16 protein-coding genes are annotated in these 18,464 nt (G+C 65.2%); 13 read left to right on the forward strand and 3 right to left on the reverse strand.

The window, feature by feature from the left end; genetic code table 11:
- The first annotated feature begins 97 nt into the window (after positions 1-97).
- Both cysS and rlmB read left to right on the forward strand, forming a co-directional pair.
- On the forward strand, positions 98-1,528 hold the full coding sequence (cysS, locus tag C795_RS0107505) for a cysteine--tRNA ligase (protein ID WP_017793141.1): 1,431 nt from the start codon (positions 98-100) through the stop codon (positions 1,526-1,528).
- Positions 1,525-2,553, forward strand: coding sequence for a 23S rRNA (guanosine(2251)-2'-O)-methyltransferase RlmB (gene rlmB, locus C795_RS0107510; protein WP_017793142.1), 1,029 nt, complete (start codon positions 1,525-1,527; stop codon positions 2,551-2,553). Before cysS ends, rlmB begins: the two co-directional genes overlap by 4 nt.
- On the opposite strand, the gene C795_RS0107515 is transcribed toward rlmB, so the two are convergent.
- Entirely contained in the window at positions 2,550-3,017 is a 468-nt protein-coding gene (locus tag C795_RS0107515; RefSeq protein ID WP_017793143.1) for an Rv3235 family protein, read from the reverse strand. The genes rlmB and C795_RS0107515 overlap by 4 nt on opposite strands.
- A gap of 267 nt (positions 3,018-3,284) precedes the next feature.
- Here C795_RS0107515 and C795_RS0107520 point away from each other — a divergent pair, with 267 nt between their 5' ends.
- Positions 3,285-4,793 (forward strand): sensor histidine kinase, encoded by a 1,509-nt coding sequence (locus C795_RS0107520; RefSeq protein WP_033349369.1) that lies wholly within the window; start codon positions 3,285-3,287, stop codon positions 4,791-4,793.
- Positions 4,794-4,864: 71 nt separating this feature from the next.
- On the opposite strand, the gene C795_RS0107525 is transcribed toward C795_RS0107520, so the two are convergent.
- Entirely contained in the window at positions 4,865-5,104 is a 240-nt protein-coding gene (locus tag C795_RS0107525; protein ID WP_017793145.1) for a hypothetical protein, read from the reverse strand.
- Positions 5,101-6,591, reverse strand: a complete 1,491-nt coding sequence (locus C795_RS0107530) for a PspC domain-containing protein (protein WP_017793146.1) — start codon at positions 6,589-6,591, stop codon at positions 5,101-5,103. Before C795_RS0107530 ends, C795_RS0107525 begins: the two co-directional genes overlap by 4 nt.
- Before the next feature lie 113 nt (positions 6,592-6,704).
- Between C795_RS0107530 and C795_RS0107535 the strand changes: the two genes are divergently transcribed.
- The 10 genes from C795_RS0107535 to infB all read left to right on the forward strand — a co-directional run bounded on the left by C795_RS0107535 (position 6,705) and on the right by infB (position 18,454).
- The gene (locus C795_RS0107535; protein ID WP_017793147.1) at positions 6,705-8,021 is read left to right on the forward strand and encodes an ATP-binding protein; all 1,317 of its coding nucleotides are present in this window, start codon (positions 6,705-6,707) and stop codon (positions 8,019-8,021) included.
- Positions 8,018-8,695: a response regulator gene (locus C795_RS0107540; RefSeq protein ID WP_026139522.1), complete on the forward strand. Its 678-nt coding sequence runs from the start codon at positions 8,018-8,020 to the stop codon at positions 8,693-8,695. The genes C795_RS0107535 and C795_RS0107540 overlap by 4 nt, the downstream gene beginning before the upstream one ends.
- Positions 8,696-8,732: 37 nt before the next feature.
- The gene (locus C795_RS0107545) at positions 8,733-10,526 is read left to right on the forward strand and encodes a proline--tRNA ligase (protein ID WP_017793149.1); all 1,794 of its coding nucleotides are present in this window, start codon (positions 8,733-8,735) and stop codon (positions 10,524-10,526) included.
- 261 nt (positions 10,527-10,787) lie between these two features.
- Entirely contained in the window at positions 10,788-11,081 is a 294-nt protein-coding gene (locus C795_RS0107550) for a WXG100 family type VII secretion target (RefSeq protein WP_017793150.1), read from the forward strand.
- Between the two features lie 28 nt (positions 11,082-11,109).
- On the forward strand, positions 11,110-11,424 hold the full coding sequence (locus C795_RS0107555; protein WP_017793151.1) for a hypothetical protein: 315 nt from the start codon (positions 11,110-11,112) through the stop codon (positions 11,422-11,424).
- A complete protein-coding gene (locus C795_RS0107560; RefSeq protein ID WP_017793152.1) occupies positions 11,421-13,265 on the forward strand; it encodes an alpha/beta hydrolase in 1,845 nt (614 codons plus the stop codon). The genes C795_RS0107555 and C795_RS0107560 overlap by 4 nt, the downstream gene beginning before the upstream one ends.
- A 2-nt stretch (positions 13,266-13,267) precedes the next feature.
- Entirely contained in the window at positions 13,268-14,023 is a 756-nt protein-coding gene (locus tag C795_RS0107565) for a hypothetical protein (protein WP_033349353.1), read from the forward strand.
- 75 nt (positions 14,024-14,098) lie between these two features.
- Positions 14,099-15,094: a transcription termination factor NusA gene (gene nusA, locus C795_RS0107570; RefSeq protein ID WP_017793154.1), complete on the forward strand. Its 996-nt coding sequence runs from the start codon at positions 14,099-14,101 to the stop codon at positions 15,092-15,094.
- A 190-nt stretch (positions 15,095-15,284) separates the two neighbouring features.
- The gene (locus C795_RS16900; RefSeq protein WP_083879171.1) at positions 15,285-15,542 is read left to right on the forward strand and encodes a YlxR family protein; all 258 of its coding nucleotides are present in this window, start codon (positions 15,285-15,287) and stop codon (positions 15,540-15,542) included.
- 74 nt (positions 15,543-15,616) lie between these two features.
- Positions 15,617-18,454, forward strand: a complete 2,838-nt coding sequence (infB, locus tag C795_RS0107575; protein WP_017793155.1) for a translation initiation factor IF-2 — start codon at positions 15,617-15,619, stop codon at positions 18,452-18,454.
- Positions 18,455-18,464: the final 10 nt, after the last annotated feature.

Raw genomic sequence — 18,464 nt, forward strand, 5'->3', positions numbered from 1 at the left:
GTTGCGACGCTCCTTGACGGCGCAGGGCCCTCGGGCTCTGCGCCGTCAACGTTTTCTCGGATCAAAAACGCACACCAGCGCAAGGTAGGCTGTCAGGGTGAAACAACGCATCTATGACTCGCGCGCTCAGGCGCTCGTCGACTTTGCTCCCCGCGAAGCCGGCAAGGTGGGCATGTACGTGTGTGGCCCCACCGTTCAGTCGGCGCCGCACATCGGACACCTGCGCAGCGCGCTCGTCTACGACCAGATGCGTCGCTGGTTCGCGGTAACGGGGCTCGATGTGACCCTGATCCGCAACGTCACCGACATTGACGACAAGATTCTCGACAATGCGCGTATCGGCCAGGCGGCCGGGGGAACCGAGGAGTGGTGGGCGCTCGCCTATCGCGTGGAGCGCGAGTTCACGGCAGCATACGAAGCGCTCGGAGTGCTTGCCCCGACGTACGAGCCGCGCGCAACCGCCAACATCGCCGAAATGATCGCGCTTATTGAGCGGCTCATCGAACGCGGGCACGCCTACCAGGTGGGCGACGGCACGGCCAACGTGTACTTCGATACCGTGAGCTGGGCCGCCTACGGTGAGCTCACCCGCCAGCAGCGCGACCAGATGGAAGACGCCGCCGACTCCGAATCGGTTGGCAAGCGCGATCCGCGAGACTTCGCACTGTGGAAGGCGTACCGCGACACCGAGCCCGCGTCGGCCGCGTGGGCCTCACCCTGGGGCCCGGGGCGGCCAGGCTGGCACATTGAGTGCTCGGCCATGGCGACCCGCTACCTCGGCACCGAATTTGATATTCACGGCGGCGGCCTCGACCTCCGCTTCCCGCATCACGAGAACGAGCTCGCGCAGTCGCGTGCTGCCGGTCACGAATTCGCGGAGCACTGGGTGCACAACGGACTCGTGAACACGGGCGGCCAGAAGATGTCGAAGTCGCTGGGCAACTCGCTGTTCGCTGCCGATCTGCTCGCGAGTGCGCGCCCGATCGTGCTGCGTTATTTCTTGGGTTCGGCCCACTACCGCTCGGTGCTGGAGTTCTCGGACTCCTCGCTCACCGAGGCCGCCGCTGCGTTTGAACGCATCGAGGGGTTCTTGGACCGTGCCGGGGCACTGCTCGGCGGGGAAGTTGCTCAGCGTGAGCTGCCCGAGGCCTTCACTGCCGCGATGCTCGATGACTTCGCGATTCCGCAGGCACTCGCTGCCGTGCACGAAGCCGTGCGGGCGGGCAACACCGCTATCGACGCGGGCGACGTCGATGTCGTGCTTGCGCGGGCTGGTGAAGTTGTCGCGATGCTGGGCGTGCTGGGTCTCGACCCTCGCGCGGAGCAGTGGGCAGCCGGATCCGGAACTTCAGGCGATGCCGCTGCGGGCGACGCCCTTGGCTCGCTTATCGAGACACTCATTGCGCAGCGCACTGAAGCGCGCGCCAACAAAGACTTCGCTACGAGCGATGCGATTCGCGACCGTCTGCTTGACGCAGGAATCGCGCTGGAAGACACACCCAATCAAACCCGTTGGAGCCTGACATGAGTAATAAGAGCAACCGCACGGGCGCCGTGCGCAAGAAGGGTCTCGGCAAAGCCGTAGGCTCGGGCGGTCAGGTGCGCCAGGGACTTGAAGGCCGCGGCCCCACGCCCAAGGCAGTCGACCGCGACTACCACCCGGCCGCAAAGGCCAAGGCAGCGCGCGATCGGTACAACGCCGCCAAGGAGCGCCATGCCGCCCGCACGGGGCGCGCCCCTGAGCGTGGCCGCAGCGGTGGTGGCCAGCGCAGCAAGGACGAAAGCGAGCTCGTAACGGGCCGCAACGCAGTGCTCGAGGCGCTGCGCGCCAAGATCCCGGCCAAGACGCTGTACATCGCGGCGCGCGTCGAGATGGACGAGCGCATGCGAGAGATCCTGCGTCTGGCGACGAACCGCCAGGTGGCAGTGCTCGAGATCATGCGCCCTGAGATGGATCGCATGGTTGAGCGCGATTCGGTGCACCAGGGCGTTGTGCTCAAGGTACCGCCGATGTCGTACTCCAACCCCATGGAGGTGCTCGACGAGGTCGTAGCCAGCGGCAAGACGCCACTGTTTGTGGCACTCGACGGCGTCACCGACCCGCGTAACCTGGGTGCGATCATCCGTTCGGTGGGCGCATTTGGCGGCCAGGCCGTGATCGTGCCGCAGCGCCGCTCCGCTGGCCTGAACTCGGCTGCTTGGAAGACCTCGGCCGGTGCGGCTGCTCGTGTTCCGGTTGCGATGGCCTCCAACCTGACGCAGACGCTCAAGGAATTCAAGAAGCAGGGTGTATTCGTCGTTGGTCTTGACGGCGGCGGTGACCTCGAGCTACCCAACCTTGAGCTTGCCAATGGCCCGCTGCTGCTGGTGATTGGCAGCGAAGGCAAGGGATTGTCGCGTCTCGTCACTGAGACCTGTGACGCGATCGTGTCGATTCCGATCCACGCCGTGACCGAGTCGCTGAACGCTGGCATCGCGGCAAGCGTTGCCCTGTACGAGGTTTCGAAGCTGCGTGCCGAGGGTGCTGCGGCGGCTGAGGTTGCAAGTAACTAAAGCACCACCAATTCGGTGACCCGCCACCTGCGGTCGCGATGCTCGAGCCGCATCGCGACCGGCAGGGTGCGGGGCGACGCGTGCAGTGCAAGCGTCGCCTCGATGACGTGGGGCGCTGGCCGGTCGATGTGCACGGGCCCGGGAATCGCGACTATGCGCCGACTATCGCGGTACAGGGTGCGCCGTTCGGTGCGCGCGGCACGCCGTTCGAGGAGCGCCGTAGCCACTGCAGGAGTGATCCAGCCCGCTAACTGCGCCACCGATCGCACACCCTCGAGCGCCTCAAACGCGTAAAGGGCGAGGCGCTGAAGCACCCGAGGCTCGGGCGCGGCAACATCCGTGGGCTGACTCGTGTCGAACGCCACCTTGTTGAAATGGCGGTCGAGGTCTTCTACCGGACGTAGGTGGCGCTGCGGTGGGATTGCCGGTTGCGGCGATCGGGCTGGCTGAATGGCGTGTGACATAGTTCCCCCTGGAATGCTGAGTCAGAATCCTGATATTCCGAAGACCTCTTGCATGTGACCCTGAAGCGGTCGTGAAGCCTGGGGAATGTGATGTGAGAGTCCACACTAGGGTCCACTTACTTACGCTCGTCAAGTAAATATTGCATTGTGACCAAATTTGGTTCATTTGTTGCCGCAAGCGCGTTTGTGTGCACCCAGGGCTGAGAAGTGTTCGGACGCGGCGCGCCAGGGTATCCCCGTCGCATGAGGGTGCTCTACTCTGGTGAGGTGGCGACTTTGCGTAACCTAGCGACCAAGTATTCGACCCTCGACGAGCCCGAAATTGAGTGGCTCGAGACGCTCTCGCTTGATCTGCAATTGCTCGCAGATCTTGCGCTCAGTGACGTCGTGCTGTGGGCTCCGACGCAGGACGGCAACTATCTAGCGATTGCCCATGCTCGGCCCGCCGGATCAGTCACGCTGTTCTACCGCGACGTCATCGGCGACTTTCTGCGGCCCGACTGGCGTGAGCTCGTCGACGAGGCGATGCTCACCGGTGAACCGGTCGTGTCGACATCGCCCGCCTGGTTTGAAGAGAACCCGATGCGGCTCACGGCATATTCGATTAGCCGCATGGATAACACGGGCGTTCGTGGTCCCTTCGCCGTCGTCACGGTGCACTCGAGCGTCATCGATACGCAGAAGGCGTCGCGCATCAGTGCGGCGTTCCACGAGGTCTCTGGCGAAATTTTTGCAATGATCCGGGCCGGCCTGTTTCCCGCCCGCATCAACTCCCGCGGCGGCGAGCAGGGTGCGCCCCGCGCCTCCGACGGCCTCGTGCGGCTGGATCTCGAGGGCGTCGCTACCTTCGCGAGCCCCAACACGCAAACGACTTTTAACGCGCTCGGCTACCGCGACGAGATCGAGGGCGAGAACTTTGGCGAGGTCATCGCCGAGATCGTGAAGGGCCAGTTCGATACGAACGAGTCGCTGCCGCTGGTTGCTCAGGGCAAGATCTCGAAGCGCGTCGAGATCGATGCACGCGGCCGCACGGTCACGCTGCGGTCGATCCCCGTGATCAAGGACGGTGCCCGCGTCGGCGGCATCGTGCTGACGCGCGATGTGACCGAGCTGCGCCAGCAGGCCCAAGAACTCATTACCAAGGACGCGACGATCCGTGAGATTCACCATCGGGTGAAGAACAACCTGCAGACCGTGGCCTCGCTGCTGCGTGTGCAAGCTCGCCGTGCCCGCAGTGAAGAAGCGAAGGAAGTGCTGGGCCAGGCAATGCGTCGCGTGGCTGCGATCGCGGTCGTGCACGACACCCTGTCTACAGGCCTGTCGCAGATCGTTGATTTCGACGTCGTGTTCGATCGGGTGCTGGGCCTCGCCGCTGAGGTTGCGAGCCTGCACGGCACCACGGTACACCCCCACAAGGAGGGCTCGTTCGGTGAGTTGCCCTCGGAGTACGCGACGCCGCTCGCTCTCGCACTGACCGAGATCGTCACGAACGCTGTCGAGCACGGGCTGGCGGGCCGGGAGGGCGACGTCTACATCACCGCTCACCGTACCGAGGACCGGCTCACCGTCGACGTGGTCGACACCGGTACGGGCCTCCCCGGCGGCACCGTCGGCGACGGCCTCGGCACGCAGATCGTACGCACTCTGGTGCAGGGTGAGCTCGGCGGCAGTATCACCTGGGGACCTGACGCGGATGGCGGCACGCGCGTCGCGATTCAGGTGCCCCTGCACTGGATCTCGGCGCAAACGACCGAGATTCCCCGCATTCCGCAGTAGCGCGCTGGCCGTATCGGCCCGGGCCCAGCATGATCCGGATCCGGATCACAGCGGGCCCGGGCCGATTTGCGTTACCGGCGGTGGTTGCGCAGAACGACCGTCAGGCCTATGCCCAGGAGGAGGACCCCGAGGCCAATGACGGTCGCGATGATCCACCAGCTGCCGTCGGCGCCCGCGCCGCCGAACAGGCGCTGGGCAATGTAGCCGCAGAACGCGAGAATGATGACGCCCCAGATGATGGGGCCGGTGCGGGGGCCGGAAGGCTTGATTGGATCTGACTGCTGCTTCGGATCGGGGTGCGGCGTAGTCATCGTGTGACCTCCTTGAACGTAAAGCTCTGCTGATCCGTGGTGGCGGGCTGTGTGGTGACGGTGGCCTTGCCTGCGAGCATGTATACCGTCACGTGGCTGGCAGTCTTCTTCGCTGCAGAGGCCGGAATTCCCGGCGGCAGGTTTGCCGTGATGGTCTGGCCGATGAAGGGGCCGCTGACGCGGTCCGCCCGCACTGCGGGAAGTGAGTCAATGATCTCGCCAGCCAGCATGCGCACATCGACCACCACGGGGGCGTCCTCGGGCATGGCGACGTGGAGTTCGCCAGCCCCGTGCCACACGACGAGGTCGGTGGGCTGCCGCGGTGAATCATCGAGGTCACGAAGGTTAATGCCGACGTTGCCCGCGATGCTCACGGACCCCACACTGTGGCCGTCAAGCTGCAGATCGCCGAACGGCTGAAAGCGCGTGCCCCAGGGCAACACCGCGGTGATGAGCAGCGCGACCACGCCGCAGAATGACAGGAATCCGATCACCCCGGTATTGCGTCCACGCATGCCCGCCACGATGAGCGAGACCGCGAGTACCGAGAGGGCAGCGATGATCGCAGCGACCAGAGGTGCCGAAAACGTTGCGACCGAGGCGCCGAGGGCGGTGAACTCGAGCCCCGACTGGAGAGTCGCGAATGCCGCGAAGCCCGCAGCCAGGAGCGCGAATGCGAGCGTGATTAGTACGTGACCCGCGCCGAGCTTGCGGGCCTCGTGTTCCTGGGCATAACGTGCGCTCCAGGCGTCGACGCGCTCACCGGTCTCTTGCCCCCACTGCTCAGCCTTTTCGCCGAAGTGTTGCGCCTTCTCACCCAGGCGGTTGGCCTGGTCGGTGACATTTTGCACCCAGTCGGGGGAGGGTGCTGAGGCGGCGGGCCCTGCAGGCTCGGCGGGCTCGGTGTGGTCAATAGGCGCGGTGTTGTTGCCGGAGTCGCTGGGCGTCGCGGGTCGTGCCTGCTGCGCGCGCCCGCGTTTGATGAGCAGGTGCCGCACCCAGAACGACCCCGCGACGACCACTGAGATCCAGAACAACCAGGCCATAGTGGTGATGAGCCACTCGGGCAACCCGAGCGCACCCCACAGATCCCATCCACCGAAGCCGAAGAACAGACCGGGGCCGATGCCCGAAGGCGCGATCCCGAAAAAGATGACGGGCAGCACAATCACGGCGCCCGCAATGACGGCCATGGTGATGACGCCCGAGTCGGCTCGTCCCCGCACAATGTCTTCGACATGAATGCGCCCCGAGGCGTTGGGGAGCAGCAGCCACCCCGCAACATAGATCAAAAGTGCCGGGCCTCCAACGATGCCGAGCACGAGGAAGACGCCGCGCACGATCAGGGGGTCGATACCAGCGCGGGCGGCAAGGCCGCCTGCCACACCAGCGAGCCAACGGTCCTGGCTGCGGGTGACGCCAAGGCCGCGTAGCCAGCTGAAGAAACCGCTGCCGTTGTGCGTTGGTGGGTCGAGTTGAGAGGTCATAGGACCAGTCTCGTGCGGTGGCGCTCCCGCCGCCATCGGGGTTTGCCCTGATCTGACCCTGAGACTTGTGCCCGGGGCACGTCGTTGTCGGCCGTTGCTGCTTTGATGGAAACATGACAAAACTCCAGCTCGTGCGACCGCGGCAGGACACCCTGCTCGCAGGAGTGTGTGCGGGGCTGGCAACGCACCTGGGGGTGCCGGTGGCTGCGGTGCGCGCGGTCATGCTCGGGCTTACCCTGGTCGGCGGGTTCGGGGTGCTGCTCTACGCGTGGCTGTGGGTGACGGTGCCAGCCGTGGGCATTGACGACGTGACGCCGCTGCGGCGTGCGCTCACCCCCAAAGCGGCACAGGGAAGTGAAGGCCTGGTTGCGCCGGATCCAGACACCGCTGCTGACGCGTCGATTGAGGCTCTGACGAAGCCAGCCACAGGCGAACGTGCACACCGCCGGCGTTGGCCGATCGCCGAACTGCTCCTGGGCGGCAGCCTGCTCATCGCGGGGCTCGGGCTCGTGCTCAATCGTTTGGGCGTGGGCGTCAACCTCGAGGTGATTCTGCCCGCGCTCGCCGTGCTCGTGGGCGTCGGCCTTGCCTGGTGGCAGATCGCCGACCGTGAGCGCCCAGACCGTCATCCACTGCCGCGGGTGCTCGGCGCGCTCACCCTCGTGGCGGTGGGGGTGCTGATGTTCTTTGTGACGGCACGCCAGCCCAGCGCGTGGACCGTGATCGCGGCGGCGCTCGCAGTGCTCACCGGTGTCGCGCTCGCGCTCGCGCCGTGGGTGTTGCGGCTCAACCGCGAGCTCATCACCGAGCGAGCCACCGGCGCCCGCGAGGCCGAACGCGCCGACATTGCCGCCCACCTGCATGATTCGGTGCTCCAGACCCTCGCCCTGATCCAGCAGCGTTCCGAGCCCGGCAGCGAGGTGGCCCGCATCGCCCGCCGGCAAGAGCGTGAGCTGCGCGAGTGGCTGTTTCGTGGCGCTGACGGGGGTTCCGCTGCTCCACGGGAGAGCGCAGAGACCGAGCTGCGCGAACACGCGGTGAGCCTTGAATCGGCGTTCGCTGTCCAGTTCGAGGTGGTCTCGGTGGGGCAGGCCGCGGTGGCACCCGCGCTGCTGATCGCTGCGGCGCGTGAGGCGATGCTCAACGCCGCCCAGCACGCGGGCGGCAGCGTTACGGTCTACCTCGAGATGACAGGCGACCTCGTGTCGATCGACGTCACCGACCGTGGCCCCGGGCTCGACGTCTCGGCACTGCCCGCGGACCGAATGGGCGTGAGCGAATCGATCCTCGGTCGCATCGAACGGGCGGGCGGCACCGCATCGATCAAACCCGGCCCGGGCGGCGCAGGCACAACGGTCAGGCTCTCGGTCGCGCGCGATCCGGAGCCCGAGAGTACGCAAGCAGACAGCAACAGCGAGAGGCACACATGAGTGAGCAAGCGGATGCACCCAGGATTAGGGTCGTGATCGTCGATGACCACCAGATCTTTCGGACCGGGCTGAAAACCTCACTCGGGGGCGAGCTCGACGTTGTCGGCGAGGCGGCCACGGTCGATGAGGCGATCGCGTGCGTACGAGATGCGCGGCCCGATGTCGTGCTGCTCGACGTGCACCTGCCAGGTGGCGGTGGCGGTGGCGGCGCCGAGGTGCTGCGTGCACTCGCCGCAGAGCCCACCCTCGGCACGACCCGGTTTCTGGCGCTGAGTGTTTCGGACGCCGCAGATGATGTGGTGACCGTGATCCGATCTGGCGCCCGCGGCTATCTCACAAAGACCTCCTCGGGAGCCGAAGTTACGGCGGCGGTGCAGCGCGTGCACGGCGGCGACGCGGTGTTCTCGCCGCGGCTCGCGGGCTTCGTGCTCGACGCCTTTGGAGTGGGCGGCGGTGAGACCGCGGCCGCAGACGACGAGCTTGATCGGCTCTCTGCACGGGAGCAAGAGGTGATGCGCATGATTGCGCGCGGCTACGCGTACAAGGAGGTCGCGGCCGAGCTATTTCTCTCGGTAAAAACAGTCGAAACCCACGTTTCAAAGGTGCTGCGCAAGCTGCAATTGTCGAACAGACACGAGCTCACAGCGTGGGCACTGTCGCGCCGATTGCTGTGATCGGCTGACTCCCGCGCGCTAGGGCTACGATAGTGGGGTGATTACACGGCTCAGCAACTACTTCCTGAAGACACTTCGCGAGGACCCCTCAGACGCCGAGGTCGCCAGCCACCGGCTGCTGGTGCGCGCGGGCTACATTCGTCGGCAGTCGCCGGGCGTCTTCGGCTGGATGCCGCTGGGCCTTCGCGTGAAGGGCAAGCTCGAGCAGATCGTACGCGATGAGATGCTCGCCGCGGGCGCACACGAGGTGCACTTCCCGGCCATGCTGCCGCGCGAGCCCTACGAGGCCACGGGCCGCTGGGAAGAGTACGGCGACGCGCTCTTCCGTCTGCAGGATCGCCACGGTGCAGACCACCTGCTCGCGCCGACCCACGAGGAAGCCTTCACCGTCATGGTGAAGGACATCGTGACCTCCTACAAGGACCTGCCGCTGTCTCTGTTCCAGATTCAGGACAAGTACCGCGACGAGGCGCGTCCTCGCGCCGGTCTGCTGCGCGGCCGCGAATTCACGATGAAGGACGCCTATTCGTTCGACGTCACCGACGAGGGTCTCGCCGCGAGCTACCAGAAGCAGCGTGACGCCTACGAGCGCATCTTTACGCGTCTGGGCCTCGAGTACGTCATCGTGTCGGCTGACGCTGGCGCCATGGGGGGCTCGCGCAGCGAGGAGTTCCTGCTGCCGACCGCGATCGGTGAGGACACCTTCGTGCGTTCGGCCGGTGGCTACGCCGCCAACGTCGAGGCCTACGTGACGCCCGTTCCCGAGGCGCTGCCCATCGAGGGACAGGCCGCCGCGGTCGTCTACGACTCGCCCAACACCCCCACGATCGACACCCTCGTCGCGCACACGAACGCGGTGCTGCCGCGCGAGGACGGGCGCGAGTGGACTGCCGCTGACACGCTCAAGAACGTGGTGCTGGCGATCACGCCGACCGCGGGCGAGCACGCCGGTGAGCGCGAAATCGTTGTCGTCGGCATCCCCGGCGACCGAGACGCCGATATGAAGCGAGCCGAGGTTGCGTTCCCGGGCTGTGACATCGAGCCTGCCAACGCAGGGGATCTCGCGAAGCACCCGGGTCTGGTTCCCGGTTACATCGGTGCCGCACGCGTGGCTGCTGATGGCTTGACTACCCCGGTCCTCGGCACTGAGTCCGAGACCGGCGTGCGCTACCTGCTCGACCCCCGCATCGTGCCCGGCACGAGCTGGGTCACCGGCGCCAACATCGACGCGAAGCACGTGGCGCACCTGGTGGCCGGCCGCGACTTCACCGCCGACGGCGTTGTCGACATCGCATCCGTACGCGATGGCGATCCGGCCCCCGATGGATCGGGCCCCATCGAGACGGCACGCGGCATGGAGATCGGCCACGTGTTCCAGCTCGGACGCAAGTACGCCGAGGCCCTGGGCCTCAAGGTGCTTGATGAGAACGGCAAGCTCGTTACCGTGACAATGGGCTCGTACGGCATCGGCGTGACCCGCATCATGGCGATTCTCGCCGAGCTGAACCACGACGACCGCGGCCTGATTTGGCCCGAGTCGGTGGCACCGTTCGACGTGCATCTCGTGGCTACGGGCAAGGATCCCGCGATCCTCGAGGCGGCCGAGGAGCTTGCCGCGACGCTCGAAGGTGCCAGCATCGACGTACTGTTCGACGACCGCCCCAAGGTGTCGCCCGGCGTGAAGTTCGGCGACGCCGAGCTCATCGGTGTGCCCCGCGTGGTCGTCGTAGGCCGCGATGTGGCCGAGGGACTGGCCGAGGTGTGGGACCGCACCACGGGCGCCAAGGAGAAGGTCGCGATCGCTGAGATCCCGGCGCTGTTCGCCAAATAGCGCAACCTGCAACCGCGGCGGTGCGGGCCCCATCGGGGCCGCACCGCCGCGGTTTTTTGTTCCCCGGGGTGCTCGAACGGTCGCAGGTGAGTTCGTCCACAGCGGCTCCGGATCGCTGCCCGTGACAAGTTATCCACAGATTGCATCGGACCCCGTTTCTGCCACTTAGAGCGGGCTATGGTTCTGCGTACGCGACCACGGTGGTTGCGGAGAGAGCGGGCTGAGTGAGCTCGCTCGGCACCGGATCGAGGGGGATTCATCATGGCCAACATCAATGTCTCGTACGCCGAGATGGAGCAGGCGGGCACGCAGCTGGGCAGCGGGCGCGAGGAAATCAGCCAGAAGTTGCAGCAGATGCAGCAACTCATCAATTCACTCGTGTCGTCGGGGTTCGTGACCGACCAGGCATCGGGCAAGTTCAATGACGCGTATGCCGACTACACGACCAGCGCAAACACGGTGATCGCCAAGCTGAGCGAAATTCAAACCTTTCTCACCCAGACCGCCGCCGCCATGCGTGACATGGACGCGCAGATCGCGGCGCGCATTAACTAGCTCACCCTATTGCAGCTGGGGGATCAACATGGATGACGGGCTCGGGCTGAGCGACACCGTCTTCGAAAATTGTGCGGCGTCGTGCCGGGAAGCGAGCGCGGCGCTGGAAGACCCTGCACGCGCCACCGCCACGGTGCTGCACGGGGTCACCGACATCGGCGCGCGGGTGAGCGAGTTCGTATCTGCTCTTGCCATCGCGTGCGGCGTACTTGCCTCGGCGGCGGAGGGTGTCAGCTCGAGCGCTGTGGCGTGCAAGCGGGCGAGCGACCTGGTGGAAGACGGTGCCGTGGCGGCTCTGGCCGACGTGGGCGGGGGCAATGGATCAGGCGGGGGCCAACGATGACCGAGGTGCCGCTGTCTGCATCGGCCGTGCTGCCCAGGCCGTCTCCGGTCTGCGCGGGGGACACCGATTCGCTGTGTGATCTCATTTCTGGCGCCGAAGCCGGCGCCGCCGAATGTCAAGAACACGCGGCTAGCGCCGAGCAGGCGCTGGAGACTGCACGAGGACGTGCGGTGCGAGCGCTCGACATGCGACTCGGGCACCTACAGACCAGCGCCTCCCTCGTTGCACGCAGCGCAGCGTCTGCGCTGCTGGCGACACAGGGATACGCGCGGGCCGTCGCGCAAATTCATGCGGTGGCGCGATCGCTCGACGACGAGGTTGCGTTTCTGCTCGTGCGGGTACGCACGAGCGTCGCAACAATAGAAGAGATCGTCCGCCGAAAGCGGGTGTGGGTTGGGGTGGACTGGCGCACGCCGCCCCCGCTGTTCATGCCCGTGGCGCAGGGAACGCCTGACTCCTCTGGGCCCTCGCTCTCAAGCGATGCCGATTCGTTCAACTGGTCGCAAGCGGCCGGGGTATGGGCGGGGGCCCTCGCTCAGATTGACGGGGCTTGCACCCGGTGGCGTAGTCTCGTCACTCAGCGAGAGGAGGCCGAGCGGGCACTCGTAGGGGCACTGAGACGCACAGTACTGGTCGCCGCTGGTCCCGGGGCCTCCGCACCCGCGTCAGCCGTCGTGTCCACGCTGACCGCGCTGCTCTCCACGGCACGTCCGTGGGCGGCACCGTCGGTGCAACGATTATTCGGGGGCACACTCTCACCGGACGAAGTGGCGAAGCTGTGGCAACAGCTGGAGTCCGATGGAACCGATGTTGAGCAACTCGTGGATCAGTACAGCTTTGAGCTGGCTGGCCTAGACGGGCTGCCGTTCGAGGTGCGGGACCGCGCGGCACGGGTTGCTCTGGACTACGCGTTGAGCGGCAAGACCGAGCTTGCGCACGCATTTGCGCGGCTGGGGCTCTCTCCCGACGACATGACCCTGACAGACCTTCGGCGAGATCTGGTGGCTGTGAAGGACGCAGTGGGCACAGCCACCGACTTATCCGTCGGTACCGGGGCCATCGTGCAGCTCGCCATGCTGGGAAGTCACGATGGCGCGGTGACTGCGGCCATCTCAGTGGGTGACCTGGACGCCGCGAGCAGGGTGGGGGTATTTGTATCGGGCATGAACTCTTCGGTGCGGGGTGCGGACGATGCCGTTCCGGGGATGCGGGAGGTGCAGCGCGGCATCGGACAATCAGCGATGGTGACTTGGATTGGCTATCGTTCGCCGGGCGTTACGGAAGAGGCGTTTCAAAACAGGGCCGAGCGCGGCAGCTGGCCATTGGCATCGTTTCTGGACGGGATCACGGCCGCACGGCAAGGCTCGCCGCCGTCGTGCTTTGCTCTTCTCGGGCACTCGTACGGCACCAATGTCGCGGCCGAAGCGCTCAAGCTGGGCGGCCACGAGATTGACACCTTCGTGACGATTGGTTCTGCAGGGCTCAAGAGCGGTACGACATCGGGTGAACTCGGGGTCGACGAAATCCACGCGACCCACGCGGAGGGCGACAATATCGCCCCCATTGGGCAAAAGGTGCACTTTCGGGCGACCATCAACGGAGGGCTGGGCTATTTGCCGAGGGTAGACCCGCGCGACCTCGAGGGAGCGGTGACCTTCTCCTCCGAGGAAAGCTCTGAGGGCAAGCGGGTGACAATGCACAACCTGAAGTTGCCGATCGACTGGGGCGGGGCGCAGTGGGCGGCCGACCGCCTCGACGGGGTGGCGAAGGCCGATGAGATCGGGTACCTGGATCCCCGCTCAACGACGGTGTACGAACTCATCAACATCCTAGGAGGCTGACAATGAGGCAGCGAAGCTGGTACACAATCGCGGGGGCCGGAGTGCTCGCCGCGGTAGCGTTTGCGGGCTGCACCGCCTGGGAATCGAGGGAGTTGCCGCCAGTGCTCGATGCCGCCGGGGTATCCCAGGAGCAGGCGATGCAGTCATCGCTTCCCGAGCAGTTCGCTCTCGTGGCACAGCGATATCGAGCATTCAACGAGATAGTCACGGAGACGCAACTCGGGGTTCATCAGGGGGAGTGGATTTCCTCAGGACCAATGGGAAACTTCATGACGATGGGAGGCGACGGACTTTCTTCAGCGCTTGCTGGGCAAGCAGACGGTGACAATAGTTACTACCTAGATGCATTCTGGCGCCTTGACAACGTCGACGCGCCGGAGGCCAAACTGGAAGCAGCTCAGGCGCGATGGGAATCAGAGGGATGGGTGACCTCGAAGGACGAGAGCGATGTGATCCCTGGAGCCTTTCGTGTCACGGCAACAGCAGAAGACGGTACTTGGCTTGCGTTGAGCATGATGCGAGGAGGCATTAGTCTCACCGCATACTCAGGCGTGTATTGGGGTGACCGCGAAGCGCTCGCCGCTGCAATCTGGAACATCATGCAGAACGAACGCAACGAGGGAATCGGCTGGCGACCGGAACGGGTCAACGCCGAAGGATACGGCCTGATCCGGCCCGGAGAATACGCGCCGTACCCAGCGTGGCACGACATCGCCTACGCCGAGCGGCTTGAGGAATCGCCACTCTGGGCTGAGTGACGTAAGCTAGGTTCTTCGATCCGTTGCACGGATCGCACATCTGAATAGACATTTCAATACCTGAAGGAGAGCATCGTGAAGATTGAACTCGTCACCCTGCGGCAGATTGAGCGCGAGAAGGAAATTCCCTTCGATGAGCTGGTCGAAATTATCGAGCAGGCGATTCAGTCGGCATACCTGCGTCACGCAGAGAACCAGAACCTTCCGGTACCCCGCGAGAGCGACGTGCGGGTCACCCTCGATCGTAAGTCGGGTGAGATCTCAGTGCAGATCCCCGAGCTGAACGATGAGGACCAGGTCGTGGGCGAAGCCTTCGTGACGACCGATGAGTTTGGCCGTGTCGCCTCGAGCGCCGCCAAGCAGGTCATCAACCAGCGCCTGCGCGACCTGAGCGATGACGCCGTGCTGGGCGCATTCAAGGACAAGGAAGGCCAGATCGTTTCTGGCGTCGTGCAGCAGGGCCCCAACCACCGTATGGTGCACGTAGATCTGGGCGACCTGGAGGCGATCCTGCCCCCCGAAGAGCAGGTTCCTGGCGAGAAGTACCCTCACGGCATGCGCGTGCGCGTGTACGTTACGAGCGTCTCGAAGGGCCTCAAGGGCCCGCAGGTGATCGTGTCACGCACCCACCCCGGTCTCGTGCGCAAGCTGTTCGAACGTGAGGTGCCCGAGCTGGCAGCTGGCCTCGTTGAGATTGTCTCGCTCGCACGCGAGGCGGGTCACCGTACCAAGGTTGCCGTGCGCGCGAAGCAGGCCGGCATCAACGCCAAGGGCACGTGCATCGGCGAGATGGGTAGCCGCGTGCGCGCCGTCATGAGCGAGCTCGGCGACGAGAAGATCGACATCGTCGACTACGCTCCCGAGCTGCCTGCGTTCGTCGCAAACGCGCTGTCGCCCGCCAAGGTGACCGATGTGTTCATGATTAATGAATCACTCAAGCAGGTACGCGCGCTGGTCCCCGACTTCCAGCTCTCGCTCGCAATCGGCAAGGAAGGCCAGAACGCCCGCCTCGCCGCAAAGCTGACGGGCGCGAAGATCGACATCCAGCCCGATTCGATCATGAATGACTAACTGATTCGGGCTGGATGTCGATCTGAGCGCGTTCCGCGGAGTGGCGAAGCCCGAGGTGGAACGTCCGGATCACAGCAACCAGCCCGATTCGATCATGAACGACTAGTTTGCGCTCGGGGCACCGGCAGCCACGCCGCCGGTGCCCCAGTTGCGACTCGCCTGTGAATAGGAAATTGGGGGAGCTGGTAAGATGGTTCCGGTTCGGACCTGTGTTGCGTGTCGCAAGCGTGCGCCACGCGCAGATCTGCTCAGAGTGGTATTGAGCGAGAGTCAACTCATCGTTGACGATCGCGCGGTGCTTCCTGGGCGCGGCGCTTGGGTGCATCCTAGCTCCAAGTGCCTCGAACAAGCAGTCACGCGTTCATCATTCACGCGTGCGCTGCGTGTGTCGGGGAAACCCGATGCTGGCCCTATAGAGAACAGGCTGAAAACACTTATGGACAACTAATGAGCGGCTCACGATGAGACCCGTCCGTTAATTTTGGTTCCCGCCTGTCTGGCGTGAACCCAGACAGGAGAAAAGTGGCTAACCCACGCGTACACGAGATCGCAGCTGAGATCGGTGTCGATAGCAAGGTCGTTCTGGCCAAGCTCAAAGAAATGGGCGAGTTCGTGAAAGCGTCCTCGTCAAGCGTTGCACCCCCGGTTGCACGCAAGGTAAAGGCAGCACTCGCTGCCGAGGGCGCAACTGCCCCCGCGGCAGAGCCCGCAGCCTCGAAGCCTGCCGCTGGTGCGGCTAAGCCCGGCGCTGCTCCGAAGCCTGCGGCTGCCCCCAAGCCCGGTTCTGCGCCGAAGCCCGGCGCAAAGCCCGCAGCGAAGAAGCCTGCAGCTCCCGTTGAGGAGCCTGCTGCTGCGCCCGCACCCGCTGCGGCGCCTAGCGCAGCGAAGCCTGAGGCTGCAAAGCCCGAGGCCAAGGACGCAGACGACTCCGCGAAGCCCGCAAGCTCCGCTCCCCGTCCCGGTGCTGCAAAGCCCGGTGCTGCGAAGCCTGCTGCTGCTGCGAAGCCCGGTGCGGCTAAGCCTGCTGCGGCGAAGCCCGGCTCAAAGCCTGGCCCCAAGCCCGGCGGACCCCGCCCGGGTAACAACCCATTTGCTTCAAGCCAGGGCATGGGCATTCCCCGCCCGCCGCGCCCCGGCAACAACGCCTTCGGCCCCGGCCAGGGCGGTCCCCGCCCCGGTGGCGGCGCAGGTCGTCCCAACCCCGGCAACATCCCCCGCCCCGCCGCGCGCCCCCAGGGCCCCGGTGCAGGCGCAGGTGCAGGCCGTCCCGGTGGCGCAGGTCGCCCCGGTGGTGGCGGTCGTCCCGGCGGGTTCACCCGTCCCGGTGGCGCACCCGGAACCGGTGCACCTGGTGCACCCGGTGGATTCGGCGGACCCCGTCCCGGTGGCGGCTTCGCCGGCCGTGGTCGCGGTGGCCGCGGTGCAGGCACGGCTGGCGCGTTCGGTCGCGGAGGCTCCAAGAGCAAGGCACGCAAGTCGAAGCGGGCAAAGCGCGCAGAATTCGAGATGCGCGAAGCTCCGTCACTTGGCGGCGTAAGCGTACCTCGCGGCGACGGCACGACGCTGATCCGTCTGCGTCGTGGCGCATCGCTCTCGGATTTTGCTGACAAGATCAACACGAGTGCGTCGAACCTCATCACGGTGCTGTTCCACCTTGGTGAGATGGCGACCGCAACCGAGTCGCTTGACCAGGCAACGTTCGAGATTCTCGGCGACGAGCTGGGCTACAAGATCCAGGTTGTTTCGCCCGAGGACGAGGACCGCGAGCTGCTCGAGGGCTTCGACATCGATATCGATGCCGAGCTCGAGGAAGAGGGCGACGACGTACTGCTGCCCCGCCCGCCGGTTGTCACCGTTATGGGTCACGTTGACCACGGTAAGACCAGCCTGCTCGACGCGATCCGTAAAGCGAACGTTGGCGGCGGCGAGGCCGGCGGCATCACGCAGCACATCGGCGCGTACCAGGTACACACCGAGCACGATGGCATTGACCGTGCGCTGACCTTCATCGATACCCCGGGTCACGAGGCGTTTACCGCTATGCGTGCTCGTGGTGCGCAGGTCACCGACATCGCGATCCTCGTGGTTGCTGCAGACGACGGCATCATGCCCCAGACGATTGAAGCGTTGAACCACGCTCAGTCGGCCGGTGTGCCGATCGTTGTCGCGGTCAACAAGATCGATAAGGAAGGCGCGAACCCCGATAAGGTTCGTCAGCAGCTCACCGAGTTCGGCCTGCTCTCTGAAGAGTGGGGCGGCGACGTTATGTTCCGCGACGTCTCGGCTAAGGGCAACGTGGGCATCACTGAACTGCTTGACGCAGTTCTGCTCACCGCAGATGCCGGTCTCGATATGCGTGCGAACCCCAACAAGGCTGCTCGCGGTGTCGCCATCGAGGCGAAGCTCGACAAGGGTCGCGGCTCGGTTGCAACCGTGCTCATCCAGTCGGGTACGCTGCGCGTCGGCGACGCGATCGTTGCGGGCACGGCCTATGGCCGCGTGCGTGCGATGAGTGACGAGAACGGCGATCCCGTACTCGAAGCCACTCCGTCGCGTCCCGTTCAGGTTCAGGGCCTCTCGAGCGTTCCCCGCGCAGGCGATACCTTCCTCGTTACCGATGAAGACCGCACCGCGCGTCAGATCGCCGAGAAGCGTGAAGCTGCACAGCGCAACGCTATGCTCGCGAAGGCACGCAAGCGCATCAGCCTCGAAGAGTTCACGAAGGCGCTTGAGGACGGCAAGGTTGAGTCGCTCAACCTCATCATCAAGGGTGACGTTTCGGGTGCTGTTGAGGCGCTCGAGGAATCGCTCATGAAGATCGAGGTCGACGATTCGGTTCAGCTTCGCATCCTGCACCGTGGCGTCGGTGCGATTACCGAGTCGGACGTGGATCTTGCCACGATCGACAACGCAATCGTCATCGGCTTCAACGTGCGCCCCGACGTCAAGGCTCGCGAGCGCGCAGCGCGCGAGGGCATCGACATCCGCTTCTACAACGTCATCTACAACGCGCTTGATGACATTGAAGCTTCGCTCACGGGCATGCTCAAGCCCGAGTACGAAGAGGTCCAGTCGGGCGTCGCCGAGATCCGCGAGGTGTTCCGCTCCTCGAAGTTCGGCAACATCGCCGGTGTTATCGTGCGCAGCGGTACCATCACGCGTAACGCCAAGGCTCGTGTTATCCGCGACGGTGTCGTGCTCGCCGATGGCCTCGCCATCGAGTCGCTGCGCCGCTTCAAGGACGACGTCACCGAGGTCAAGACTGACTTCGAAGCTGGTATCGGACTGGGCAAGTTCAACGACATCCAGCCCGGTGACGAGATCGAGACGACCGAGATGGTGGAGAAGCCCCGCGGCTAATTCCCCAGTT

Source organism: Leucobacter salsicius M1-8 (genome assembly GCF_000350525.1).
GTDB classification, from domain to species: Bacteria; Actinomycetota; Actinomycetes; order Actinomycetales; family Microbacteriaceae; genus Leucobacter; species Leucobacter salsicius.

Coding starts and splice junctions, on each gene's coding strand:
- rlmB (WP_017793142.1), top strand. CDS start 1,525: ATGAGTAATAAGAGCAACCGCACGGGCGCCGTGCGCAAGAAGGGTCTC.
- C795_RS0107515 (WP_017793143.1), bottom strand. CDS start 3,017: ATGTCACACGCCATTCAGCCAGCCCGATCGCCGCAACCGGCAATCCCA.
- C795_RS0107525 (WP_017793145.1), bottom strand. CDS start 5,104: ATGACTACGCCGCACCCCGATCCGAAGCAGCAGTCAGATCCAATCAAG.
- C795_RS0107530 (WP_017793146.1), bottom strand. CDS start 6,591: ATGACCTCTCAACTCGACCCACCAACGCACAACGGCAGCGGTTTCTTC.
- C795_RS0107535 (WP_017793147.1), top strand. CDS start 6,705: ATGACAAAACTCCAGCTCGTGCGACCGCGGCAGGACACCCTGCTCGCA.
- C795_RS0107540 (WP_026139522.1), top strand. CDS start 8,018: ATGAGTGAGCAAGCGGATGCACCCAGGATTAGGGTCGTGATCGTCGAT.
- C795_RS0107550 (WP_017793150.1), top strand. CDS start 10,788: ATGGCCAACATCAATGTCTCGTACGCCGAGATGGAGCAGGCGGGCACG.
- C795_RS0107555 (WP_017793151.1), top strand. CDS start 11,110: ATGGATGACGGGCTCGGGCTGAGCGACACCGTCTTCGAAAATTGTGCG.
- C795_RS0107560 (WP_017793152.1), top strand. CDS start 11,421: ATGACCGAGGTGCCGCTGTCTGCATCGGCCGTGCTGCCCAGGCCGTCT.
- C795_RS0107565 (WP_033349353.1), top strand. CDS start 13,268: ATGAGGCAGCGAAGCTGGTACACAATCGCGGGGGCCGGAGTGCTCGCC.
- C795_RS16900 (WP_083879171.1), top strand. CDS start 15,285: ATGGTTCCGGTTCGGACCTGTGTTGCGTGTCGCAAGCGTGCGCCACGC.